This is a genomic window from Streptomyces venezuelae (genome assembly GCF_008642375.1).
In the GTDB taxonomy this organism is placed as follows: Bacteria; Actinomycetota; Actinomycetes; order Streptomycetales; family Streptomycetaceae; genus Streptomyces; species Streptomyces venezuelae_G.
Genome location: NZ_CP029194.1, coordinates 7932468 through 7955409, shown reverse-complemented (window position 1 = coordinate 7955409; position 22942 = coordinate 7932468). Strand labels below are relative to the sequence as shown.

The 22942-nt window shown below is 74.6% G+C and carries 18 protein-coding genes and 1 pseudogene; 10 read left to right on the top strand and 9 right to left on the bottom strand.

The window, feature by feature from the left end; all coding sequences use genetic code 11:
* Positions 1–63 precede the first annotated feature (63 nt).
* Both DEJ46_RS36170 and DEJ46_RS36165 read right to left on the bottom strand, forming a co-directional pair.
* On the bottom strand, positions 64–1242 hold the full coding sequence (locus DEJ46_RS36170) for an acyl-CoA dehydrogenase family protein (RefSeq protein WP_150273226.1): 1179 nt from the start codon (positions 1240–1242) through the stop codon (positions 64–66).
* A gap of 143 nt (positions 1243–1385) precedes the next feature.
* A complete protein-coding gene (locus DEJ46_RS36165) occupies positions 1386–1586 on the bottom strand; it encodes a hypothetical protein (protein ID WP_150273225.1) in 201 nt (66 codons plus the stop codon).
* 198 nt (positions 1587–1784) lie between these two features.
* On the opposite strand from DEJ46_RS36165, the gene DEJ46_RS40260 reads away from it, so the two are divergent.
* Complete coding sequence (locus DEJ46_RS40260; protein ID WP_223835356.1) at positions 1785–2213, top strand: siderophore-interacting protein; 429 nt, start codon at positions 1785–1787, stop codon at positions 2211–2213.
* On the opposite strand, the gene DEJ46_RS36155 is transcribed toward DEJ46_RS40260, so the two are convergent.
* Together DEJ46_RS36155 and DEJ46_RS36150 are read right to left on the bottom strand one after the other, a co-directional pair.
* Positions 2122–2721, bottom strand: a complete 600-nt coding sequence (locus tag DEJ46_RS36155; protein ID WP_190623069.1) for a hypothetical protein — start codon at positions 2719–2721, stop codon at positions 2122–2124. The genes DEJ46_RS40260 and DEJ46_RS36155 overlap by 92 nt on opposite strands.
* Positions 2714–6163: an ATP-binding protein gene (locus DEJ46_RS36150; protein ID WP_150273221.1), complete on the bottom strand. Its 3450-nt coding sequence runs from the start codon at positions 6161–6163 to the stop codon at positions 2714–2716. Before DEJ46_RS36150 ends, DEJ46_RS36155 begins: the two co-directional genes overlap by 8 nt.
* A gap of 35 nt (positions 6164–6198) precedes the next feature.
* On the opposite strand from DEJ46_RS36150, the gene DEJ46_RS36145 reads away from it, so the two are divergent.
* Both DEJ46_RS36145 and DEJ46_RS36140 read left to right on the top strand, forming a co-directional pair.
* On the top strand, positions 6199–8283 hold the full coding sequence (locus tag DEJ46_RS36145) for a SpoIIE family protein phosphatase (protein WP_150273220.1): 2085 nt from the start codon (positions 6199–6201) through the stop codon (positions 8281–8283).
* Between the two features lie 9 nt (positions 8284–8292).
* Positions 8293–9318, top strand: a complete 1026-nt coding sequence (locus DEJ46_RS36140; RefSeq protein WP_150273218.1) for a PHP domain-containing protein — start codon at positions 8293–8295, stop codon at positions 9316–9318.
* Between the two features lie 7 nt (positions 9319–9325).
* Here the strand turns inward: DEJ46_RS36140 and DEJ46_RS36135 are convergent, their stop codons facing one another.
* Entirely contained in the window at positions 9326–10723 is a 1398-nt protein-coding gene (locus DEJ46_RS36135) for an NADP-dependent succinic semialdehyde dehydrogenase (RefSeq protein WP_150273216.1), read from the bottom strand.
* Between the two features lie 185 nt (positions 10724–10908).
* Here DEJ46_RS36135 and DEJ46_RS36130 point away from each other — a divergent pair, with 185 nt between their 5' ends.
* Positions 10909–11715 (top strand): class II aldolase/adducin family protein, encoded by an 807-nt coding sequence (locus DEJ46_RS36130; protein ID WP_150273214.1) that lies wholly within the window; start codon positions 10909–10911, stop codon positions 11713–11715.
* Here DEJ46_RS36130 and DEJ46_RS36125 read toward each other — a convergent pair.
* Positions 11679–12335: a TetR/AcrR family transcriptional regulator gene (locus tag DEJ46_RS36125; protein WP_150273213.1), complete on the bottom strand. Its 657-nt coding sequence runs from the start codon at positions 12333–12335 to the stop codon at positions 11679–11681. The genes DEJ46_RS36130 and DEJ46_RS36125 overlap by 37 nt on opposite strands.
* A gap of 102 nt (positions 12336–12437) precedes the next feature.
* On the opposite strand from DEJ46_RS36125, the gene DEJ46_RS36120 reads away from it, so the two are divergent.
* The 3 genes from DEJ46_RS36120 to DEJ46_RS36110 are packed head-to-tail and all read left to right on the top strand — an operon-like array spanning position 12438 to position 16936.
* Positions 12438–15191, top strand: a complete 2754-nt coding sequence (locus DEJ46_RS36120; protein ID WP_150273211.1) for an FHA domain-containing protein — start codon at positions 12438–12440, stop codon at positions 15189–15191.
* A 12-nt stretch (positions 15192–15203) separates the two neighbouring features.
* Positions 15204–15929 (top strand): hypothetical protein, encoded by a 726-nt coding sequence (locus DEJ46_RS36115; protein ID WP_150273209.1) that lies wholly within the window; start codon positions 15204–15206, stop codon positions 15927–15929.
* Entirely contained in the window at positions 15929–16936 is a 1008-nt protein-coding gene (locus tag DEJ46_RS36110) for a serine/threonine-protein kinase (RefSeq protein ID WP_150273207.1), read from the top strand. The genes DEJ46_RS36115 and DEJ46_RS36110 overlap by 1 nt, the downstream gene beginning before the upstream one ends.
* A 37-nt stretch (positions 16937–16973) precedes the next feature.
* Here the strand turns inward: DEJ46_RS36110 and DEJ46_RS36105 are convergent, their stop codons facing one another.
* The gene (locus DEJ46_RS36105) at positions 16974–18320 is read right to left on the bottom strand and encodes a streptophobe family protein (RefSeq protein WP_150273206.1); all 1347 of its coding nucleotides are present in this window, start codon (positions 18318–18320) and stop codon (positions 16974–16976) included.
* 100 nt (positions 18321–18420) lie between these two features.
* On the opposite strand from DEJ46_RS36105, the pseudogene DEJ46_RS36095 reads away from it, so the two are divergent.
* Positions 18421–19779 (top strand): annotated as a pseudogene (locus tag DEJ46_RS36095) (DUF6777 domain-containing protein); the annotation flags it as partial.
* Between the two features lie 165 nt (positions 19780–19944).
* Here the strand turns inward: DEJ46_RS36095 and DEJ46_RS36090 are convergent.
* Both DEJ46_RS36090 and DEJ46_RS40635 read right to left on the bottom strand, forming a co-directional pair.
* Positions 19945–20535 carry a universal stress protein gene (locus DEJ46_RS36090; protein ID WP_150273202.1) on the bottom strand — a complete coding sequence of 197 codons (591 nt, stop codon included), beginning with the start codon at positions 20533–20535 and terminating at the stop codon, positions 19945–19947.
* On the bottom strand, positions 20532–20663 hold the full coding sequence (locus DEJ46_RS40635) for a hypothetical protein (RefSeq protein ID WP_263411770.1): 132 nt from the start codon (positions 20661–20663) through the stop codon (positions 20532–20534). The genes DEJ46_RS36090 and DEJ46_RS40635 overlap by 4 nt, the downstream gene beginning before the upstream one ends.
* 102 nt (positions 20664–20765) lie before the next feature.
* Here DEJ46_RS40635 and DEJ46_RS36085 point away from each other — a divergent pair, with 102 nt between their 5' ends.
* Entirely contained in the window at positions 20766–22232 is a 1467-nt protein-coding gene (locus DEJ46_RS36085; protein WP_150273200.1) for a PLP-dependent aminotransferase family protein, read from the top strand.
* Positions 22233–22322: 90 nt separating this feature from the next.
* Positions 22323–22826: an FBP domain-containing protein gene (locus DEJ46_RS36080; RefSeq protein ID WP_150273198.1), complete on the top strand. Its 504-nt coding sequence runs from the start codon at positions 22323–22325 to the stop codon at positions 22824–22826.
* Positions 22827–22942 lie beyond the last annotated feature (116 nt).

The window sequence follows — 22942 nt, the reverse complement described above, 5'->3', positions numbered from 1 at the left end:
CGGGTGGTGAAGGTCCCACCACGCCGCCACCGCTTCGGGGCGTGACCGCCACCGCGCCCGCTCTCAGCGGCGGACGCGGGGCATGCCCAGGCCGATCCAGGAGATGATCTCGCGCTGGATCTCGTTGTTGCCGCCGCCGAAGGTGAAGATGACGGCCGAGCGGTAGCCGCGCTCCAGTTCGCCGTGGAGGACCGCACCCGCCGAGCCCTCCTTGAGGGCGCCCGCCGCGCCGACGACCTCCATGAGGGCCGCGTACGCGTCGCGGCGGGCCTCGGAGCCGTAGACCTTGACGGCGGAGGCGTCCTGGGGGGTGAGGGTGCCGTGCTGGACGGCGTTGACCATCTGCCAGTTGAGGAGCTTCATCGCGTCGAGCCGGGCGTGGGTGCGGGCGAGCGTGCGGCGGACCCACGGGAGGTCCAGGACGCGCCGGCCGTCGGTGAGCCGGGTGTCGGCGGCCCAGCGCTGTACGTCGTGGAGGGCGCGGATCGCCATCGTGCCATGGGCCGCGAGCGTCACGCGCTCGTGGTTGAGCTGGTTCGTGATGAGGCGCCAGCCCTTGTTCTCCTCGCCGACGCGGCGTGACACGGGGACACGGATGTTGTCGTAGTAGCTCGCGGTCGTGTCGTGCGAGGCGAGGGTGTTGATGATCGTGCAGGAGTAGCCGGGGTCGCTCGTCGGGACGAGGAGCATGGTGATGCCCTTGTGGGGCGGGGCGTCGACGTCGGTGCGGACGGCGAGCCAGACCCAGTCGGCGGTGTCGCCGTTCGTCGTCCAGATCTTCTGGCCGTTGACGACGTACGTGTCCCCCTCCCGTACCGCGCGGGTCTTCAGCGCGGCCAGGTCGGTGCCCGCGTCCGGCTCGCTGTAGCCGATGGCGAAGTCGATCTCGCCGGAGAGGATGCGGGGCAGGAAGTGCGCCTTCTGCTCCTCGGTGCCGTACCGCATGATCGTCGGCCCGACGGTGTTCAGGGCCATGAGCGGCAGGGGTACGCCGGCCTGGGCGGCCTCGTCGAAGAAGATGAACTGCTCCATCGGGGAGAGTCCGCGCCCTCCGTACTCGGTGGGCCAGCCGACCCCGAGCCAGCCGTCCGCGCCGAGCCTGCGCACGGTCTCCCGGTAGAAGCGCTTCTGTGCCGCGGGGTCCTCGTAGCGGGTGTGGACGTCGTCCGGGACGAGCTCGGAGAAGTACGCACGCAGCTCGGCGCGCAGGCTGTTCTGGGCGGGCGTGTACTCGAGGTGCATGCGGGTCCTCCCGTGGCGGCGCGTCTGCGACGGCGGCCACGGTAGAACGTGTTTCACAAATGTGGAAGGCCACGGCCCCGGTTCGGACAAGCCGATCCGGGGCCGAGGGGACAAGAGAGACGAACGGGTGCGGACGTCTTGGCCTAGGGCAGGAGCTCGTCCATGGAGGCACGCCCCTTCTGCTCCATTCGGCGTTCGGCCCAGGCGAGGGTCTTCGGATTCACGTCACGACCGGAGGCGAGGACCAGGTCCTCCGCCGTGAACTCGCCCTCCGACCCGGCATGGAGCAGCCGGTCGGGCGTCGGGCGATCCCCCATGGACGTCTTGTCGGGCTCAGCGTTCATGCCGCCTCCTACGTGTTCTTCCGGCACTCGCCATTCTCGTGTCCGGTCGTCGGGAGCGCATCCGGGACGCTCGCCGCCCTCCCGTGTGGTGCTCCCCGCCCTCCCGTGTGGTGCTCCCCGCCCTCCCGTGTCGGGCGGGTGTCCGTGGCGTGTCGACGGGGCCCGGGAGGGTGGGTCGGGCCGTCCGCCGCGTTCGCGGTGCCCTTCGACCCCGGCGCGGGCGACCGGACGCTCCTGTACGCCGACGCGTGCGCGGTGCCCGCCCTCGCCACGGTCGTCGCCGCGCTCCCGGCGGGCCGGCGGGCCCTCGCGTACGTCCAGGTCGACGACCCGGCGGACGTACAGCCCCTGGCGACGCACGGAGACCTCACCGTGGGGCTGCTGCCTCCCGGTGTGCCGCCGGCCGACGCCGTCCGCGCCGGGGCGCTGCCGCCCGGCAGCCCGTCCGTCTGGCTCGCGGGCGAGGCCTCGGCGGTTCGCGGGCTGCGCCGGCATCTCGTGGAGGAGCGGGGCGTCGACCGCCGGGCGGTCCTCTTCACCGGCTACTGGCGCCGCCGCCTCTCCCAGGAGGACGCCCCTGCCCCCGAGGACCGCGCGGAGGCCCGGGAGCGCCCGGCGGCCGGCTGAGGAGGAACGCGTCCGGCGTGAGGGCGCCGCGCGCCGCGTCCTCCCAGAGCCCGAGCCCGGCGCGCAGGAGGCCGCTCGCTGCGGCCGCCTCCTCGTCCGTCCACGCCGCCGCGCCGCCGGTGCCGAAGAGCTTCTCGTACGCGGCGTCGTGCACGGCGCCCTGCGAGGGGAGCGGGCGGTCCGCCACGACACTGCGCGCGAGGTCCTCGAAGAAGTTCCACGCCTCCAGGAGCGGCCCCGTCGGCGCGGGGCGGTCGCGACGGCCGTCGACCCATGTGCGCACGGCGTCGAGGTCGAGGGAGGCCGGTCCGTCCGGTCCGGACTCCGCCACGAGGTCCCAGCCGCGGTCGGCAGCGTACGTCCCGAGGGTCTCGACGGCGTGGCAGGCGAGGAGCCGTCCGCTCTCGTCGAGGGCGAGCGTGTCGGGGTCGTCGCCTTCTCCGGCCTGCCAGATCACGCTGAGGTCCCCTCGCCGGGACGTGATGCGGTACGGGTGGCGATCAGGCATCGGAATGCGTCACCTCGGGCCGGTGGACGAGGGCCACCGCGGTGTCGAGGGTGAGCTTCGTGCCCTCCGCGTAGTGGCGGGTGTACGCCTCGGGGGTGAGGCGCGCGCGGACCGCCTGCTCGGCGCGGGCGCGGATCGCGGTCTCCGTCTGCGGGGCGAAGGGGCGGAAGCCGCCTCCGGTCGGCGGGCCGATGTGGGTGTCGTACGCGCCGAGGAGCCCGGCTCCGGTCTCCGCGTCGCCCGGTCCGCCCCGGCCGCCGCGGGCCCAGGCGGCCGTCGCGAACTGGGCGACGACGAGGTAGGGCGCGACCAGGTGGGCGAGGGTCTCCAGGTCGACGACGGCGCGGGCCAGGCGCTCCAGGGCCCGGTCGTGGGCGCCGTCCAGGCAGTCGAGCCAGGCCCACATCCCGCCTGCCAGGCCCCAGAAGAGCGTCGGGGTGTGCTCGCCGAACTCCTCCTCCAGCCGGGTGAGCTGCGCGCGGGCCAGGGCCGTGCGCCCGGTGTGGCCGTAGTGCTGGGTGAGGAGCAGCCGGCCGGTGCCGGCGGCCTCGGCTCCCCACTCGCCCGCCTCGTCGGCGGCCTCGGCCAGGAGCCGTTCGGCCGACTCGTCCCCCGGGCCGAGCCGGAGGCGTACGGCCGCGAGGCGCGCGGTGAAGAGCGGCACCTGGGAGCGGGCGCCGACGAGGGCGGCGGCGTGGGCGGCCCGTTCGAAGTCGGCGGCGGCCTCGGGGAGCCGGCCGGCGCGCTCGTAGGCCTCGCCCCGTGCCGAGAGGGACTCCGCGATGCCCCAGGCGTCCTCGGCGGCCTCGAAGAAGGCGAGTGCCTCGTCGGCGTCCTCGGGGCCGTGGCCGAGGAGTTTCCCCCTCATGAGGAGGGCGAAGCCGAGATCCCAGCCGGTCCCGTGGTCGCGGCAGGCCTCGACGGTCAGCGTCAGCGCCTCGTCGAGGCCCGCGAGCTCCCCCGTCATCAGGCGGGCGAAGAACCACATCGCCCCCGGCTGGCGGCAGGTCTGCGGGAGGCCGGGGCGGTACGAGGCGACGAGGGCGGTGAGCCGGGCGCGGGTCTCGGGCCGTTCGAGGGAGGTGGCGCCGTGGCCGCCCTCGGTCGCGAGCGCGTAGAGCCGGCCGCCGCGACGGGCCTCCCGGAGCCGCTCGCCCGTCCAGGGCGGCGGCACGTCCACGCAGCGGCCCTCGAAGGGCTCGGCCGGGCGGACGGGCTCCTGGAACGGGTCGGGGCCGAGCCCGGCGGCCGTCGCCGCCCACGTCCGGGCGTCCGTCCGATGGTTCCGCAGCTGCCAGAACCAGCTCAGGGAGTGGACGAGGCAGAGCGCCTCCTGCTCGTCGCCGACGGCCACAGCGGTGCGCAGGGCGGCCCGCAGGTTGCCGTGCTCGCGCTCCAGGCGCGAGATGGCGGCGACCTGTCCGGAGCCGCGGAGCTCGGGGTCGGTACGGCGGGCGAGCTCGCGGTAGTACGTGAGGTGGCGCCGCTCGGTCGCGGCCCGCTCGCCGGCCTCGTCGAGCCGCTCCCCCGCGTACTCGGCCACCGTCTCCAGGAGGCGGTAGCGCATGCCGGCGTCGCCGGGGGCGGAGACGAGGAGCGACTTGTCGACGAGGGCACCCAGTGCGTCCAGTACGTCCGTGCCCGCGCCCTTCGCCCCCTCGGCGCACACCGCCTCGGCCGCCGCCAGGTCACATCCGCCCGTGAACACCGCGAGCCGCCGCAGCACGGCCCGTTCGGCGGCGTCGAGCAGCTCCCACGACCAGTCCACGACCGCCCGCAGCGTCTGCTGACGCGGCAGCACCGTCCGGGCACCCGACGTCAGCAACCGGAAGCGGTCGTCCAGGCGGTCCGCGATCTGCCGCACCGACAGCATCCGCAGCCGCGCCGCCGCCAGCTCGATCGCCAGCGGCAGTCCGTCGAGGCGGCGGCACACCTCCTCGGCGGCCGCCGCGTCGTCCCCGACCCGGAAGCCCGGCCGCGCCGCCGCGCCCCGCTCGCCGAGGAGCCGCAGCGCCGTCTCCGTCGGCAACGGCCCCAGCGGACTGAGTGCCTCCCCCGGCACCCCCAACGGCTCCCGGCTCGTGGCCAGGACCGTGACGCCGGGGCACCGGGTGAGGAGGGTCTCCGCGAGCTCCGCCGCCGCGGCGATCACGTGCTCGCAGTTGTCGAGGACGAGGAGCATCCGGCGCCCGGCGCAGTACTCGACCAGGTGGGCGAGCACGCCCTTCGGTCCGGCGGCCTCGGCGACGGCCGGACCGTTCCACAGCTGGGTCTCGCGGGCCCCGAGCGCGCTGAGGACGGCCGCCGCGACCGAGGACTCCTCCCGTACGGAGGCGAGTTCGGCGACGTGGACCGGTCCGCCCTCGAAGGTCTCGGCCGCTTCCAGGGCGAGCCGGGTCTTGCCGACGCCCCCCGGTCCCGTGAGGGTGACGAGCCGCCGGTCGGCCCATCCGGCGGCGAGTGCGCCGAGCTCGGCGTCGCGGCCGATGAACGAGGTCAGCCGGGCGGGCAGGCGCCCCCTCCGGTCCGACGGGAGGCCGGGCGCGGGAGTGCGCGCGGGCTCGGGCGCGCCGAGGAGCGCGGCGTGCAGGGCGCGCAGTTCGGGTCCCGGGTCCGTCCCCAGCCGGTCGGCGAGGCCGGCGCGCACCTCCTCGTACGCGGCGAGGGCCTCCGCGGGGCGTCCGGCGGCCCGCAGGGCCCGGATCCGCAGGGCCTGGACGGGCTCGTCGAGCGGGTGTGCGGCCGCGAGGGCCGCGAGCGGCGCGAGGACGTCCTGGGCGCGCCCCAGGGCCAGGTCGGCCGCGTACCGGTCGCGGCGCGCCCGCGCGTGCCGTTGTTCGAGCCGTACGACGAGGGGGTCGGTGTCCCGGCCGGGCAGGTCCGCGAGGGCGGGTCCGCGCCAGAGGCCGAGTGCCTCGTCGAGGAGGGCTGCGGCCCGGACGGCGTCCCCGTCGGCGAGGGCGGCCGAACCTTCGGCGGCGAGCCGTTCGAAGCGGTGCAGGTCGACGGCGTCCGGATCGGCGGACAGCCGGTAGCCGCCGGGCGCGGAGAGGACGGCCTCATGTCCGAGGACCCGGCGCAGGCGGCCCACCAGGGCCTGGAGCGCGGCCGTCCGGTCCAGCCGGGCGGCCGGGTCGTCGTCGGCCCACACCTGGGCGATCAGCGCGCCGGCGCTCAACGCCCTCCCCGCTCCCGCTCCGCCGGTCCGGTCCGTGGCGACCACCCCGCCCGGGGTGTCCGCGGCGCCGGCGGCGAGCGCGGTGAGCAGCGCCCGGAGCCTGGCACCGTTCAGCACGGCCTCCGTCCCGTCGTGGGAACGGAGCGCCTGACAGGGACCGAGAACACGGTAGGACGGCTGCACCGGCCCATTCTGCCCCGCCGCCGGCGGAGCCCCGGCGCCCGGCCTTCGAGGCGAACTTGCGCCACGCCGTGTCACCGCCATGGCGTCCGCGGGGTACGGGTTCGACAATGGGGGGGATGACCGATGACGACCGGCTTACGCGCAGTGGCGAGATCGGGCCCGCCGAGCGGCTCGCCATGAACCGGACCGGCAGCTTCGACTGGGATCTCGACACGGGCACGATCGATGTCGACGAGTCCGGGCTGCTGGTCTTCGGGCTGTCCCCGGACGCCTACGACGGCCGCCCGGCGACGCTGGTCGCGCGCCTGGCGCCCGAGGAGCGGACCCGGCTCGAAGGCATCGTCCGGGAGGCGGTGAAGGGCGGATCGGTGTCGTACAACGCGCACTTCCCGATCCCGCAGGCCGAGGGCGCACCCCATTGGACGCACGTGCAGGCACGGATCCTGCGCAAGCCGGACGGCCGGGCCCAGCGGATCGTCGGGGTCGTGCGGGACACGACCGCCGAGGTGTCGCACACCGCTTTCGTACTGGAACTGGAGAAGCGGCGCGAGGTGCAGACGAGCATCGTCGAGCGGACGACGAACGCGCTGTCGCGTGCGGTGACGGTGGACGACGTGACCGCCGCCCTGACCGGTCCCGGCGGGCTCGCCCGGCTCGGCGCGGAGGGGCTGGCGCTCGGGCTCGTCGAGAACGGCTCGCTCAACGTGATCGCGCTCAGCGGCGAGTCCCTCGACGCCCTGAACGACTTCCGCACGCGGCGGCTGGACCGGGGGCTCCCGCTGGCCGAGGCGGTGCTGAGCGGCCGGCCGCGGTTCGTCTCGTCCTTCCAGTCGCTCGGGCGGGACTTCCCCGAGCTGGCGCCGTACCTGTCCCGGCTGCAGTTCCGGTCCGCCTGTTACCTGCCCCTGGTGGCGCAGGCCCGTTCGCTGGGCGGCATGGCGCTGTTCTACCGGGGCCGTTCGGCCTTCAACCCCGACGAGCGGAACCTCGCGCTCGGTCTCGCGGCGATCGTCGCCCAGTCGCTCCAGCGGGCGATCCTCTTCGACGAGGAGCGGGAGCTCGCGACGGGGCTCCAGGCGACGATGCTGCCGCGCCGGATCCCCCAGTTCACCGGTGGCGAGATCGCCGTGCGGTACCACGCGGCGTGGAGCGGGCGGCAGGTCGGCGGCGACTGGTACGACGTGATCCCGCTGCCCCGCGGCCGGGTCGGGATCGTCGTCGGCGACGTCCAGGGCCACGACACGCACGCCGCCGCCATCATGGGCCAGTTGCGGATCGCGCTACGGGCGTACGCGGGTGAGGGGCACGCCCCGTCGACCGTGCTGGCGCGTGCCTCCCGGTTCCTCGCCGAGCTGGACACCAATCGCTTCGCCACCTGCACGTACGCGCAGGTGGACCTGGGGAGCGGCACGCTGCGTGCGGTACGGGCCGGGCATCTCGGGCCGCTGATCCGGCACACCGACGGCCGCGTCGGGCAGCCCAAGCTGCGCGGCGGGCTGCCGCTGGGGCTCGCGACCGTGTTCGGCGACGAGGAGTTCCCGGAGACACGGCTCGACCTGGTGCCCGGGGAGACGCTCGTGCTCTGCACGGACGGACTCGTCGAGCAGCCCGGCTCGGACATCGAGACCGGTCTCGACGTCCTTTCGGAAGCGATCAGCAGCGGCCCGCCACAGGCGGAGGCGCTCGCCGACCACCTCTCCGAGCGGCTGTGGGAGCGGTGGGGTTCCGGTGACGACGTCGCGCTCCTCGTGCTCCGGCGCAGCCCGGACCCGGGCACTCCCCGGGCTCCGCGGATCCACCAGTACATCCACCAGGCCGACCCGCAGGGGCTCTCGGACGCGCGGGCGGCCGTGGGGCAGGCGCTGCGCGACTGGGGTCTGCCGGAACTGGCCGACGACGCCGAGCTGTTGACGGGCGAACTGCTCGTCAACGTCCTGCTGCACACCGAGGGCGGCGCGGTGCTCACCCTGGAGGTGCTGCCGGAGCCGGTGCGGCGGGTACGGCTCTCGGTGCAGGACCGGTCGAGCGCCTGGCCCCGGCGGCGTACCCCTGGTGAGGCCGCGACGTCGGGGCGGGGACTGCTCCTGCTCGACGCGCTCGCGTCCCGGTGGGGCGTCGAGCCGCGCGGCGAGGGCAAGGCGGTGTGGTGCGAGATCGAGCCGGCTCCGCTCGTGGCGGGTGCCGGGCCGGGCGGCGGCTGAGGGGGCGCCGTGGATCCCGTGGCCGCGCTGAACCGGATCGCGTTCCTGCTGGAGCGCGCTCAGGCGCCGGGCTATCGGGCGCGGGCGTTCCGTACGGCCGCGGCTGCCGTGGGCGCCCTGCCGGAGGGCGAGGCGGCCCGGCGCGCGGCGGCGGGCACCCTGGAGTCGGTGAAGGGGATCGGGCCGAAGACGGCGGCGGTGGTGCGCGAGGCGCTCGACGGCCGGGTCCCCGAGTACCTGGCGGTCCTTGAGGGAGAGCTGGAGGAGTCCCTGCGGTCCGACGGTCCGGCGGTCGGGGGCGAGGCGCTGCGGGCGGCGCTGCGCGGCGACTGCCACCTCCATTCGGACTGGTCCGACGGTGGCGCCACGATCGAGGACATGGGGCGGGCGGCGGCGGCTCTCGGCCACGAGTGGGCGGTGCTCACCGACCATTCGCCCCGGCTCACGGTGGCGCGTGGCCTGTCGCCGGAGCGGCTGCGGGAGCAACTGGACGTGGTGGCGCGGCTGAACGAGGAGTGGGCGCCCTTCCGGCTGCTCACGGGGATCGAGTGCGACATCCTGGACGACGGTTCGCTCGACCAGGAGCCGGAGCTGCTCGACCGTCTGGACCTGGTGGTCGGTTCGGTCCACTCGAAGCTCCGGATGGACGCGAAGGCGATGACCCGCCGTCTCGAACGGGCCGTCCGCAACCCGCTGATGGACGTCCTCGGGCACTGCACGGGCCGTCTGGTGGCGGGCGGGCGGCTGCGGCCGGAGTCGGAGTTCGACGCGGAGCGGGTGTTCGCCGCGTGCGCCGGGTCGGACACGGCCGTCGAGATCAACAGCCGCCCGGAACGGCTCGATCCGCCGCGGCGGCTGCTGCGGCTCGCGGTGGCGGCGGGCACGTACTTCGCGGTGGACACGGACGCCCACGCGCCCGGGCAGCTGGAGTGGCAGATCCTCGGCTGCGCGCGGGCCGAGGAGTGCGGAGTGCCGGAGGAGCGGGTGATCAACACCTGGCCGGCGGACCGTCTGTCGCAGTGGGCACGGTCCTGAGCATGCGTCAGGCGCGCTGCCAGACCGTCGTCGCGTTGCAGAACTCGCGGATGCCGTGGCCGGACAGCTCGCGGCCGTATCCGGAGCGCTTGATCCCGCCGAAGGGCAGGGCGGGGTGCGAGGCCGTCATGCCGTTGACGAAGACGCCCCCGGCCTCCAGGTCGCGGACGAAGAAGGCGATGTCCTCCTGAGAGCGGGTCCACACGTTCGAACTGAGTCCGAACGGGGAGTCGTTGGCCACGGTCACGGCCTCGTCGATGTCGCGGACCGGGTAGACGGTGGCGACCGGCCCGAAGGCCTCCTCGTGGTGGATCCGCATCTCCGGGGTGATGCCGACGAGCACGGTGGGCCGGTAGTACCAGCCGTTCGCGAGCTCCGGGTCCTCGGGGCGCCGGCCGCCGCACAGGGCGGCGGCACCCCGCCGTACCGCGTCGTCGACGAGTTCCTCCAGGTCGGTCCTGCCCTGCTCGGTGGCGAGGGGGCCGACGTCGGTGGACTCGTCGAGGGGATCGCCGACGGTGAGGGCGTTCATGGCGGCAGTGAAGCGCTCGGAGAAGTCGTCGTACACGTTCTGGTGGACGATGAACCGCTTGGCGGCGATGCAGGACTGGCCGTTGTTCTGGACGCGCGCGGTGACGGCCGTCTTCACCGCCGCGACGATGTCCGCGGACGGCATGACGATGAACGGGTCGCTGCCGCCGAGTTCCAGGACGGTCTTCTTCACCTCGTCCCCCGCGACGGCGGCCACGGCCCGGCCGGCGGGTTCACTGCCGGTGAGGGTGGCGGCGACGACCCTGGGGTCCCGCAGGACGCGCTCGACGTCGCCCGAGCCGATGAGGAGGGTCTGGAAGCAGCCCTCGGGGAATCCGGCGCGCCGGAAGAGGTCGCCCAGGTAGAGCGCGGTCTGCGGCACGTTGGAGGCGTGCTTCAGGAGGCCGGTGTTGCCCGCCATGAGCGCGGGCGCGGCGAAGCGGATCACCTGCCAGAGCGGGAAGTTCCACGGCATGACCGCGAGGATCGGGCCGAGGGGCCGGTAGTGCACGCGGGCCCTGTCCGCGCCGGAGTCCTGGACGTCGCTCTCCGCGGGGTGCTCGTCGGCGAGGAGCTTCTCGGCGTTGTGGGCGTACCAGCGCATGGCCTTGGCGCACTTGCCGGCCTCCGCGCGGGCGGCGGCGATCGGCTTGCCCATCTCGACGGTCATGGTGTGCGCGATGTCGTCGGTGTCCTCGTCGAGGAGCGTGGCCGCGGCGCGCAGGAGGCGGGCGCGCTCGGCGAAGGAGGTGGTGCGGTACTGGCGGTACGCCTCGTGTGCGGCGGCGATGCGCCGCTCGACCTCCTCCGGCCCGTGGGCCTCGTAGGTACGCAGCGTCGCGCCCGTCGCGGGGTTCACCGTGGCGATGCCCATGACGTCTCTCCTCCTGCCGTCGACCCCCACGGGCAACCTCCCGCGCCGGGGGCGGCGGCGCAACAGGGGCGGCGCGGTGGGGTGACACCCCGCAGGGGTTCTCGGCCTGTCGATCCGTTGTCGTATCGGATACATCTCTGTATCTTTTGGCGCGCCGTGCCCCGCCCGCTCACCGAGGAGCCGCCATGAGCACCGTGCCGCCCGCTCTCGCCGCCGCTGTCGGGCCGCTGCCCGACGGGGTCGTCCTGCCGCTGCCGCCCACCTTCGACACCGTCGAGGAGGAGCGCCGGTACCGCAAGGAGCAGCTCGCCGCCGGATTCCGGATCTTCGGCCGGTTCGGGTTCTCCGAAGGGGTCGCCGGGCACATCACCGTCCGCGACCCCGGTGACCCGAACGCCTTCTGGGTCAACCCGTTCGGCGTGAGCTTCGGCCGGATCAAGGCCTCGGACCTGATCCTGGTGGACCACGAGGGGACCGTCATCGAAGGCCGCAGCCCCGTGAACCGGGCCGCGTTCGTCATCCACTCGCGCGTCCACGCCGCCCGGCCGGACGCCGTCGCCGCCGCGCACGCGCACTCCCTGCACGGCAAGGCGTTCTCCAGCCTCGGCATCCCGCTGGACCCGATCACCCAGGACGCGTGCGCCTTCTTCGAGGACCACGGGATCTACGACGACTACCGGGGCGTGGTCAACGAGACCGAGGAGGGCGAGCGGGTCGCGAAGGCCCTCGGCGGGCACAAGGCCGTCATCCTCAAGAACCACGGGCTCCTCACCGTCGGCCACTCCGTCGCCGAGGCCGTGTGGTGGTTCGTCACCATGGAGCGGTCCTGCCAGGCGCAGCTCCTCGCGATGGCGGCGGGCACCCCGCAGCTGATCGACCGGGAGACGGCGCTCCTCACCCGTGGCCAGCTGGGCAGTCACCTCGCGGGCTGGTTCCAGGCGCGCCCCCTGTGGGATCAGATCACCGCTTCCGACCCGGACCTGTTCGGCTGACCTTCGGGAGCGGGGAGTTCCCGGGTCGACACCTCCAGGAGCGGGCCGAGGAACTCACGCTCCAGGCTGCCGGGCGGCAGCGCCTCCGGCTCGACGTAGCTCTGCGCGAGTCCGCCCTCGCGCAGGGCGACGATCAGCCGGGCGAACCGGTCCGCGTCCACGGTCAGCTCACGCCCCGCCCGGCGCAGGACGAGCGTGAGGCCGCGGGCGATCTCGGCGCGCAGCCGCTCGTCGTGGCGGGCGAGCACCCAGGCGGCCTGCCGGTCGCGGATCGCGTGCAGGGTGAACTCCGTGGTGACCAGGTACCAGTCACGCTCGTCCGGCTCGATGCGGGCGGCGAGCTCGGCCAGCCGCGTCAACGTGTACTCCTCGGCGGTCAGCGCGTCGATCGCGTCGGCGAGCCGCCGTACGGTCCGGTCGCTGTGCTCGTCGAAGAGCGCGAGGAAGAGCTCCTCCTTGCTGGCGAAGTTCGAGTAGTACGCGCCCCGCGTGTAGCCCGCGCGTTCGCAGACCTGCTCGATCGTCGTCGCGTGGAAACCGTGCTCGGCGAAGGCCTCCAGGGCGGCCTTCAGCAGCGCCGCGCGCGTGCGGGGCCGCCGCCTGGTGACACCTTTCGGCACGGTGGGCCTCCTTCGTCGGGCGCCGCTTCCGGCGGCGGAAGCGCCCACCCTACCGGCGTGCTCCCTCGGGCAGGGATCAGCGCCGACGGTTAGGATTCACGCATGGGAGAGCGGCCCGTCGCGCCCGCCGCGCCCGGTCTGGTCCTCGAGATCGACGGGGACGCGACGCTCATGGACCCGAGTCGCGTCTATCGCATCGGGCGCGACCCCACCAGCGACGTCGTGCTCTCGGACGCACGGGCGTCCTGGCACCACGCGATGCTCCGCGCCGTCGGCGGCCACTGGGACCTGACGGACGAGGGCAGCACGAACGGCACCTTCGCGAACGGGCTGCGGGTGGCCGGGGCCCGGGAGGTCGGCCCCGGGACGGTCGTGCGGTTCGGGCATCCGGAGGACGGCCCGCGCGCGGTGCTCTCGGCCGCGCCCCGGGCCCGCCCGCCGGCGCCCCCGCCTTCGCCCCAGGAACCGCCGGTCCCGGTGCCCCCGCCCGACGTGCCGCCGGTCCCGACGCGGCCGGTCCCCGAGCCGCCTCCCCCCGCACCCCCGCTCCACGAACCGCCGGTGCCGCCGCGCCCCGCCCCGGAGCCGCCGACCGCCGAGCCGGTTGGGCCGGTCGGGCCGGTCGAGCCGGTTGGGTCCGTCGAGCCGGTTGGGTCCGCCGAGCCCGCGCCACCGGTGCCGGCGCCCCCGCTCCCCGTACACCCCGCCCCTTCGTCCCCCGGACCGTCCGCCTCCGCACCGGCGGCCGTCCCCGCACCGCCCCTCCCCGGGCCCTCCGCCGGCGCGCTGCTCCGCCCGCCCTCCGTCTCGCACCCCGCCGCCACCGGCACCTTCCGGGCGCCGACGTCCGTGCGGCCGCTGCCCGCCCACAGCATCCGGATCGGCCGGGCACCCGAGAACGACATCGTCGTCGCCGACCTCGTCGTCTCCCGCCGGCACGCCGAACTGCGCGCCCGGCCCGACGGCACGTACTGGATCCACGACCTCGGCAGCCACAACGGCACCTTCCTCAACGGCCGTCGCGTCGAAGAAGCGCGCGTGACGCCGGACGACATCGTCGGCATCGGACACTGCGCGTTCTGCCTGATCGGCGGGCAGCTCGTCGAGTTCACCGACGACGGCGAGATCTCCCTCGACGTCCAGGCACTCGCCGTCACCGTCGACCACGGCCGCAAGACCCTTCTCGACGAGGTGTCCTTCCCCGTGGGCGAGAAGAGCCTCCTCGCCGTCGTCGGACCGTCCGGTGCCGGGAAGTCCACGCTCCTCAACGCACTGACCGGCCAGCGGCCGGCCGACCGGGGCAACGTGCTCTACGACGGCCGTGACCTGTACCGGGACTACGCCGAACTGCGCCAGCGCATCGGGCTCGTCCCGCAGGACGACATCCTGCACCTCCAGCTCACCGTCCGCCGGGCCCTCGGCTACGCCGCCGAGCTGCGCTTCCCCGAGGACACCGCGCCCGCCGAGCGGCGGGCCAGGGTCGACGAGGTGATCCGCGAGCTCGGTCTCGTGGAGCGGGCGGAGCAGCCGATCCACAGTCTCTCCGGCGGCCAGCGCAAGCGGGTGAGCGTCGCCCTCGAACTGCTCACCAAGCCCTCGCTGCTCTTCCTCGACGAGCCGACGTCCGGCCTCGACCCGGGGATGGACCGGTCCGTGATGCACATGCTGCGCGGGCTCGCGGACGACGGGCGCACGGTCGTCGTCGTCACGCACAGCGTGCTCAGCCTGGACGTCTGCGACCGGCTCCTCGTCCTCGCCCCCGGCGGCCGGGTCGCCTACTACGGGCCGCCGGCCGACACCCTCGACTTCTTCGGCTACACGCAGTGGCCGGAGGCCTTCGAGGCCTTCGAGAACGACCGGGACCGCGACTGGGCAGGCCAGTACCGGGCCTCCCGTTTCCACCGCCGGTACGTCGCCGACGCGACGGCCCGACCCTTCCTGCCCACCGGCGGCTCCCCCGACTCCGGCGCGGCCGGGCAGGGCGGACCGGCGGCCGGGCATGCCGGGAGGGACATCCCCGTACTCGGCCCGCCGCCGAAGGCTCAGAGCTGGGGCTCCCAGCTGCGGACCCTGGTCCGGCGGTACGCCGTCGCGCTCGGCGCCGACCGGACCTTCCTCGTGATCATGATCGCGCTGCCGTTCGTGATGGGCGCGATGGCCCGCGCGCTGTCGGAGGGCCGGTTCACCCCGGAGTCGTCCCTGAACGTCCTGCTCATCCTCTGTGTGGGCGGGGTCCTCACCGGCGCGGCGAACGCCGTGCGCGAGCTGGTCAAGGAACGCTCGATCTACCGCCGCGAGAGAGCCGTCGGCCTGTCCCGCTCGGCGTACCTCGCCTCCAAAGTGGTGGTCCTCGGCACGATCACGATCGTGCAGGCGGTGGTCCTGACCCTGGTGGCGCTGATCGGCATCCCGCTGAACGTGCCCGGCGGCGAGGGGGTCCTGCTGCCGCCGCTCGTCGAGATCACCCTCGCCGTCGCGCTCCTCTCCTTCACCGCGATGATGCTCGGCCTCCTCGTGTCGGCCGTGGTCCGCAAGGAGGAGGTGACGATGCCGCTGCTCGTCCTCCTCGCCATCGTGCAGGTGGTGTTCTGCGGCGCGCTGCTCACCGTGAGCAGTACGCCGGTCCTGGCGCAGCTGGCCTGGCTGGTGCCCTCGCGCTGGGCGTTCGCCGCCATGGGCGCGACCATCGACATCGGGACGGTCGCGCCGAACGAGAAGACCGACGATCCGCTGATGAACCACACCGTGGAGGCCTGGCTGTTCGACATGGGCATGCTGGTCGTGATCTGTCTCGCCCTCGGCGTGGTCGTGGCGCGCCTGCTGCGCCGCCACGAGCCTGTCGTGATGCGCAGGTAGGGAGATGGGACCGTGAGCTTCCCCGTACCCGACGGTGTGCCGGACTTCCGGCCCACCCATGTCGTGCCCCGCTCCGGTCTCCCCGCCTGGGAGGCCCCGGATCCGGGGCTGCCGACGGTGTCCCTCGACGCGTTCCTGCCGGTACGGCTCACGGAGCGGGCCGGGGACTGGGGGCGGGTGCTGTGCTCGAACGGCTGGTCGGCATGGGTCGACGCGCGGCTCCTCGTCACGGTGCCGGACGACCCTCCGGCGGCCGGCCGGCCGCTCACGAGGACGGCCGATCCGCGCCCCCTCCTCGCCCGCGCCGAGGACTCGCTGGGCCGGTACAGGCGGGCGGCCGAGGCGCTGGGCGCGGGCAGCCTGGACGGCGAGGGCTTCCGGCTGCGGACCCGCGGCCTGCGGGTGGGAATGGTCGTCGACGGCGAGTCGGTGTGGCTGTACGACGCGGAGCACGAGCGCTGGGTGTTCTGCGACGGGCTCGGACTCAGTACGTACGCGGCGTCCGCGGCGCCGTCGGCCGCCGCACCGGCCCCCGGATCCCCGAAGTCCCCCGGGTCCCCCGAGTCCCGGGCGGACGACCCGGACTCCGCCGGGCCCGCCCCCGACGACCGGTCGGCGCCCGGACCCCCGGCGTACGAACCGACGCAGGTGGTGCCCCAGGCCGACCCGGTGGCGGCGGCCGGACCGCCGCCGACACAGCTCGTGGAGCGGCCGCCCGGACCGGCAGGTGAGAGCTGATGGCCGGCGGGGAGCGGGACGGGGGCCTGTCGGCGGACGTGTCGGCGAGTCTTCCGGCGGGCCGGGCCTCGGGACTCCTCGGCAAGGAGATCGCGGGCTACCTCGTGGAGAGCGAGATCGGACGCGGCGGCATGGCCGTCGTGTACCGGGCGCGGGACCTGCGCCTGGACCGGACGGTGGCCCTGAAGCTCCTCGCGCCCGAGCTGGCCCGCAACGACACCTTCCGCAAGCGCTTCGCGCACGAGTCGCGGGTCGCCGCCTCCATCGACCACCCGCACATCGTGCCGGTCTTCGACGCCGGCGAGACGGAGGGGGTCCTGTACATCGCGATGCGGTACGTGGCCGGGCAGGACCTGGTGGCCCTGCTCGACCGCGAGGGGCCGCTGCCGCCCGCGACGGCGGGGCGGATCGCCTCCCAGGTGGCCTCCGCCCTGGACGCGGCGCACGCGCACGACCTGGTGCACCGGGACGTGAAGCCGGGCAACATCCTGGTCGCCGAGGGCACGGACCGCGACCACCCCGAGCACGTCTACCTCACGGACTTCGGGCTGACGAAGAAGTCCCTGTCGCTGACCGGGTTCACGACGGTGGGCGAGTTCGTCGGCACCCTCGACTACGTGGCGCCGGAGCAGATCTCCGGCAAGCCGGTCGACGGCCGCTGCGACGTCTACAGCCTCGCGTGCGTGGTGTTCGAGACGCTGGTCGGCGCGCCGCCCTTCCGCCGCGAGACGGACTGGGCGGTCCTGTGGGCTCAGCAGTACGATCCTCCGCCGCCGCTCTCCGAGGTGCGCCCGGGACTGCCGGAGGCCGCGGACTCGGTCTTCGCGAGGGCTCTGGCGAAGAGCCCCGAGGAGCGGTACGGGACGTGTCTGGAGTTCGTCGCGGCGCTGCGGTCGGCACTGGCCGGCGCGGGTCCTGGCGGCGAGGTGGTGACGACGGGCACCCGTCCGCCGGGACCGCCACCGGGACCGCCTGCCTGGGCACGGCCGGTCTTCCGGGAACTCTGAGGGAGAAGACGCCGAAGGAAACGCCGCTCCGGCAGGGCTACTTCTGCTCGGCCTCGCCGGCCTGCTCGACCTCGCCCTTGCGGTGGACCCGCGAGGCGAGGAGACCGCCGAGGAGGCCGAAGACCAGGCCCCAGAGGAGGGCCAAGCCCACCGTCTTCCAGATGTCCGGGCGGAGCACCACCTCGCCGCCCAGCGCTTCGAGTTCGCCGATGCCGAGGATCGAGAGACCGAAGCGCGCCTCGACCAGGGTGAGGGGGGCGACGACCAGCATCGTCAGGGCGAAGGCGACGCCCAGGTGCAGGGAATGCTGCCAGAGCCGCGTCCTGGCCGGGGAGCGGACCGCCGCAGCGAAGGCCGCGGCGAGCACGAGGACGGCGGCGATGGGCAGCAGCCACCAGGCCCTCCCGTCCTCCGCGGCGAGCGAGGAGAGGTCGACCGTGGACAGGTCCGTGCTGTCGCCGCCCTCGCGGAGGACGGCGTCGAGGATCTGGGGCATGGGGAGGCCGAAGGGGCCCTCGACCCTGCCCTCCCAGGAGCCGCCGATGCCCACGCCGAGCGCGAGCCAGGCCACGTTGGGCAGGCCGAGCAGCAGGACGGCCAGGGTCTCCACCGCGTGGCCCTTGGTCGCCGCGACGACGATCCCGATGACCAGGCCCACGGCCACGTACGCGAGGAGGAGCAGGAGCATCGCGTGGGCGGCGGGCCGTACGGGCTCGTGGTAGCGGACGAGGCGGGGCGGCAGCGGGGTCCTGCGGGAGACCAGGAGCGCGACGACGAGCACGCCGAGGATCCACAGCAGCCCGTAGAAGAGGGTGGGGCCGACGTCCGTGCGGAAGCCGACGGTGGGGTCGACGGCGTCCATGAGCTCCCCGAAGAGGTCCCCGAGGGGGTCTCCCGAGGTCTCCGAGGTGTCTCCGCCGATCGTGAGCGGGAAGTCGTGCCGGGCGAGGGCGGAGAGGCCCGCGAGGGCCGCCATCCAGAGGACGACGGTCGTCACGGCGCGGAGCAGGAGTTCGCGCGCGTCCGCGACCGCGTGATGGCGCAGGGGGCGCAGGAAGCAGTAGCCGGTGACGAGTGCGCCCACCAGGGTGACGGTGAGCGGCATCGCGGTCAGTTCGGCCTGGGTTCCGGCGAGGGATCCGGCGTCGCCGGAGAGCTCGACCTTGCCGCCCGTCGCCATGACGACGACCGCGGCGAGGACGGCGGTGAAGCCGCCGGGCAGGTCGGCCGCGCCCGCGGCCCAGAGGCCGAGCCCGGCGAAGACGCCCATGGCCACGTACCCGGCGAACACCGCTGCCAGGGCCTGGACACCGACACGTACGAAGAGCCCGGTCGAGGTCGAGGGGCTCGCTGAGGTGGAGAGCCGACTGCTCACGCTGTCCACGCTAGTACCGGTCGCTGCCGCCCGCTTGTGGACGGGCCTGCCTCCGCTTGCGGGCGGGCGCCGTTCGGCGCACACAATGGGCGCGGAACGGAAGAAAGGGATGAACGTGACTTCCTACCCGCCGCCAGACCCGCCGTCCGGCCCCCCGTCGGTCCCGCCGTCGGGCCCGCCCTCCGGCCCCCTCTCGGGGCAGGGCAGCAGCCCGGGGAGCTCCGGAACCCCACCACCTCCCGGACCACCCTCGGGTGGCGGATCAGGAGGCGGCTCGTCCGGCGGAGGTTCGCCCGGGGGTGGGCCGTCCGGCGGAGGCCCGGACGGCGGCAAGGGCGGAGGCGGCCCGTGGTGGCGCTCCGTCCCGAAGGTCGCCTCGGCCACCGCCGTGATCGTGGCGGGCGTGGCCCTGGCCGTCGTCCTGACCAACCAGTCCGACGACGGCGGCACGAGCGCGTCCGGCGGAGGTGAGGTCTTCCTCCAGAACGCCGCCGCGTCCGGCCCCGACCCGTTCACCCAGTCGACGGCACGCACCAGCGGCGCTTCCGCCTCACCGGCCTCGCTGCCGCCCCGTACCGCCTCGGCCGAGACCGGCACGCCGCAGGTCTCCGGCTCCGCGCCCGGCCTCTACGGCGGGACGCAGTCGGTCGCGAGCTGCGACGTCGAACAGCAGGTGCGCTACCTCACCGCCGAGCCCTCGAAGAACGCGGCCTTCGCCTCGGTCCTCGGAATCGGGCCGAGCGAGGTTCCGTCCTACCTCCGGTCCCTGACCCCGCTTCAGCTGCGCGCGGACACCCGGGTGACGAACCACGGCTACCGGAACGGCGCCGCCACCGCCTACCAGGCGACCCTCCAGAGCGGGACCGCCGTCCTGGTGGACAGCCGGGGCGTGCCGCGCGTGCGCTGCGCCTGCGGCAACCCGCTGACCGAGCCGGTCGCGCAGAAGGCACCACGGACGACGGGCACACCGTGGCAGGGGTACAACTCCTCACAGGTCGTCGTCGTGGCTCCGTCGGTGACGGTCGTGAACGTCTTCGTCGTCTACGACTACGAAGACGACAAGTGGTTCGCGCGGAAGCACGGCGACACCGGCAAGCAGGACAAGCCGACTCCGCCGCCTCCGCCGCCGCCCTCGCACTCGAAGTCCCCGCACGAGTCGCCGTCCACCTCGGCCTCCACGTCCCCGCCGGTCACCCCGTCCTCGCCGATTCCCTGCGTGACGGTGACGGGCGACGAGACGCCGGAGCCGATCGACGGGGTCACCCCGCCGCCGTGCCCCGCGTCGCTGTCGCCGGCCCCGTCGACGTCCGCGCCGTCCGACACGACGAGCCCGACCGACACGACGAGTCCGACCGACACGGGCCCGACCGAGGAGTCGCCCGCGACCGACGTCCCTCCGTCGGACCAGACCGAGAGCGTCGAGTCCGCGCCCGTCACGGACGGGGCCTCGGCGGCGACGAGCCAGTCGGCGGTCTCCCCCGTCTCCCCGGCGTCCCCGCAGAGCCAGTCGCAGAGCCAGTCGCAGGCGCAGCCGGATTCGCCGTCCGTCTCGTCGCCGGCCGCTGACTCGCCTTCCGTACCGGCCCCCGGTCCGGAGTCCGCGCTCTTCGTCTGACGCAGGCCGACCCGGGCGTCATGCGCCCTGCGCCGGCCCGCCCGTCGCGATACGTGACGGGCGGGCCGGCGTACCTGCGAGCAGGGGAGAGACGCGCGCGTTCCTGTGCAGGACTCGGGCCTCGCCCGGGCGCAGCACCGGCCCCGGCACGGTCAGCACCGGGCAGTCCGCGTGGCCCTGGACCGCGCGCAGGACCCGGCGGCGGCGCAGCCGGGCGAGGCGGCCCCGGCGCCTCGCGGCCCCGACGACGAGGAGGTCGCCTGGGCGGTCGGCCGCCGCGCGGAGGGCAGCCGCCGGAGCGTCCCTGACGATCCGCCGCTCCACCGCGAGGTCCGCGGGAGCCGCCCCGAGAGCCTCGGTGAAGGCGCTCCGCAGCCGGTCCCGGGCGTCCTCGCCCCACATCCGCGCCCACTCCCGGTCGGGCCTGCGGGCGTACAGCCCCTCCCCTTCCGGGGGCTCCCAGGCCAGCACCGCGAGCAGCGGTACGGACTCGCGGCGGGCGAGGGCGGTCGCGTACCGCAGGGCCGCGAGCGAGGAAAGGGAGCCGCTCACGCCGACGACGACCCGCCGCACGGCCCCGCCGGCGTCGTGGTGCGACGCGTCGCTCATGACGAGCCGCCGCGGATCGCCGCCCGCAGGCCACGGAGCCAGGCTCCGATCGCCGGCGGCCGGGCCTTGCGCTCCTCGGCGCGCTGCTGCCACATCCGCTCGTCGCGGTCGGTGAAGTGTCCGGACATCGGTCGTCTCCTTTCCCGTGGAAGTGGCCAACCACCAGGCCACTGGACAGGATTCTGTGGTCTTATTGGCCTGGACAGCAGAGCCAATAAGGAGTGATTGGCATGGCAGTGGCCCGCGTGGTCCACACAGCGGACCGGACCCTGACGGGCCGCCAGCTCGCTTCCCTGCTCACCCCGCCCTCCGAGGGCCGGTTCGGCTACCGGGAGCTCGCGCGGGCGGTCCGCGAGGCGCTGCTCGACGGACGGGTGGCGCTGCGCCTCCGGCTGCCGGCCGAGCGCGAGCTCGCGACGGTGCTCGCGGTGAGCCGGACGACGGTGACGGGGGCGTACGACCTGCTCCGCGAGAGCGGTTACGCGCACAGCCGCCGCGGCGCCGGCACCTGGACCGCGCTCCCGGACGGCCAGGCGCCGACCCCGCTCGGCGCCTTCCAGGACGACGCCGGGGGCACCATCGACCTCGCCCTGGCCGCGCCACAGGCCCCCGACGAGCTCGCCGCGGCGCTGGCGTCGGCCGCCGCCGAGCTGCCCCGCTACGCCGGCTCGCAGGGCTACCACCCGTACGGACTGCCCGCCCTCCGCACCGCGATCGCCGAGCGGTACACGGCCCGCGGGCTGCCGACCCGGCCCGAGCAGATCCTCGTCACGACGGGCGCGCAGCAGGCGCTGTCGCTGGTCCTGACGCTGCTCGGCCGGGCCGGTGACCGCGTGCTCGCCGAGAACCCCTCGTACACGAACGCCCTCGACGCGATGCGCGGCCGCATGCTCCGCATCACGCCCGTGCCGGTGACGGAGACCGGCTGGGACACCGGCCTCGTCGACGCAGCGCTGCGGCAGACCGCGCCCCGCCTGGCCTATCTGATCCCCGACTTCCACAATCCGACGGGGCATCTGATGCCGCAGGAGCAGCGCCGGGAGCTGGCGCGGGCCGCGCGCGCCACGGGGACGTGGCTCGTCGCGGACGAGACGCTCGCCGACATCGCCCTGGACGTGCCCGCGCCGCTGCCCTTCGCCGCGGCGGCCGGCGGGGGCGACGGCGAGCAGATCGTCTCCGTCGGCTCGCTGAGCAAGAGCTGCTGGGGCGGGCTGCGGGTCGGCTGGGTCCGGGCCGCGTCCCGGGTCGTGACCGAGCTGGCCCGGGTCCGGATCACCGCCGACCTGTCGGGGTCCGTCCTGGACCAGCTGGTCGCGGTCGCGCTGATGGAGCGGCTCGACTCGATCGTGCCGCGGCGCGTCGAGGAGCTGCGGCGGCGCCGGGACGCGCTGACGACGGCGCTGGCCAGGCACGTGCCCGAGTGGCGCTGGACGGTACCGGCCGGCGGGATGTGCCTGTGGATCGACCTGGGCCGCCCGGTCGCCTCCGCCGTCTCGGCCCACGCCCTGCGGCACGGGGTGCGGGTGGAGGGCGGTGCGCGGTTCGGGGTGGACCCGGGGACGCACGAGCACCGGCTGCGGATCCCGTACACACTGCCGGAGGACGTGTACGAGCCGGCGGCCGAGCGGCTCGCGGCGGCGCTCGACGGGTCTCCGGGGCGGTACGCCGACCCGGCCCTGCCGGACTGGGTGGCCTGAGGCGACGGACCTGGGGCGGCCGGTACGGCGCCCCGCACGCGGCCCATATTCGGATGCCCGCCCCCCGCATGTCCGTGTACGGTCCACCGAGTGGACCCTTTGACCGACAAACAGATCCGCTCGTCCTTCGTGAACTGCACCAAGGGCGAGGCGGCCCGGCTCAAGCTGCCGCTCGACTTCGCCGAACTCCCCTGGGAGGACCTGGACTTCCTCGGCTGGGTCGACCCGGGCGCGCCGCTGCGCGCGCACCTGGTCGTGCCCCGCGAGGACGGACCGCTCGGCGTGACCCTGCGGGTCCCGGCCACCGGCCGGACCAGCGCCGTGAAGTCCAGCATGTGCCAGGTCTGCCTGACCGGGCACGCCTCCTCCGGCGTCACGCTCCTCGTGGCACCGCTCGCCGGGAGCCGCGGCCGCGAGGGGAACACGGTCGGCATCTACCTCTGCGCCGACCTCGCCTGCTCCCTGTACGTCCGCGGCAGGCGGCAGCCGAAGCTGCGCGGCCGACGCCACGAGGAGTCCCTCACGGTCGACGAGCAGGTGGCCCGCCTGACGGGCAACCTGGACGCGTTCGTCGACCGGGTGACGGCGGGCTGACCGTCACGCGGGGACCTGAGCTCCGGTACCGAAGCTCAGGAACCGTGTCTCAGGGACCCTGCCTCAGGGACCGGAGCTTCAGGGACCCTGTCTCAGGGACCGGAGCTCAGGGACCC

Bases quoted from the DNA above. Each gene is read 5' to 3' on its own strand.
- DEJ46_RS36085 (WP_150273200.1), top strand. From the start codon at position 20,766: ATGGCAGTGGCCCGCGTGGTCCACACAGCGGACCGGACCCTGACGGGC.
- DEJ46_RS36170 (WP_150273226.1), bottom strand. From the start codon at position 1,242: ATGCACCTCGAGTACACGCCCGCCCAGAACAGCCTGCGCGCCGAGCTG.
- DEJ46_RS36165 (WP_150273225.1), bottom strand. From the start codon at position 1,586: ATGAACGCTGAGCCCGACAAGACGTCCATGGGGGATCGCCCGACGCCC.
- DEJ46_RS36135 (WP_150273216.1), bottom strand. From the start codon at position 10,723: ATGGGCATCGCCACGGTGAACCCCGCGACGGGCGCGACGCTGCGTACC.
- DEJ46_RS36090 (WP_150273202.1), bottom strand. From the start codon at position 20,535: ATGAGCGACGCGTCGCACCACGACGCCGGCGGGGCCGTGCGGCGGGTC.
- DEJ46_RS40635 (WP_263411770.1), bottom strand. From the start codon at position 20,663: ATGTCCGGACACTTCACCGACCGCGACGAGCGGATGTGGCAGCAGCGC.
- DEJ46_RS36155 (WP_190623069.1), bottom strand. From the start codon at position 2,721: ATGCCTGATCGCCACCCGTACCGCATCACGTCCCGGCGAGGGGACCTC.
- DEJ46_RS36130 (WP_150273214.1), top strand. From the start codon at position 10,909: ATGAGCACCGTGCCGCCCGCTCTCGCCGCCGCTGTCGGGCCGCTGCCC.
- DEJ46_RS36110 (WP_150273207.1), top strand. From the start codon at position 15,929: ATGGCCGGCGGGGAGCGGGACGGGGGCCTGTCGGCGGACGTGTCGGCG.
- DEJ46_RS36150 (WP_150273221.1), bottom strand. From the start codon at position 6,163: ATGGCGGTGACACGGCGTGGCGCAAGTTCGCCTCGAAGGCCGGGCGCC.
- DEJ46_RS36120 (WP_150273211.1), top strand. From the start codon at position 12,438: ATGGGAGAGCGGCCCGTCGCGCCCGCCGCGCCCGGTCTGGTCCTCGAG.
- DEJ46_RS36145 (WP_150273220.1), top strand. From the start codon at position 6,199: ATGACCGATGACGACCGGCTTACGCGCAGTGGCGAGATCGGGCCCGCC.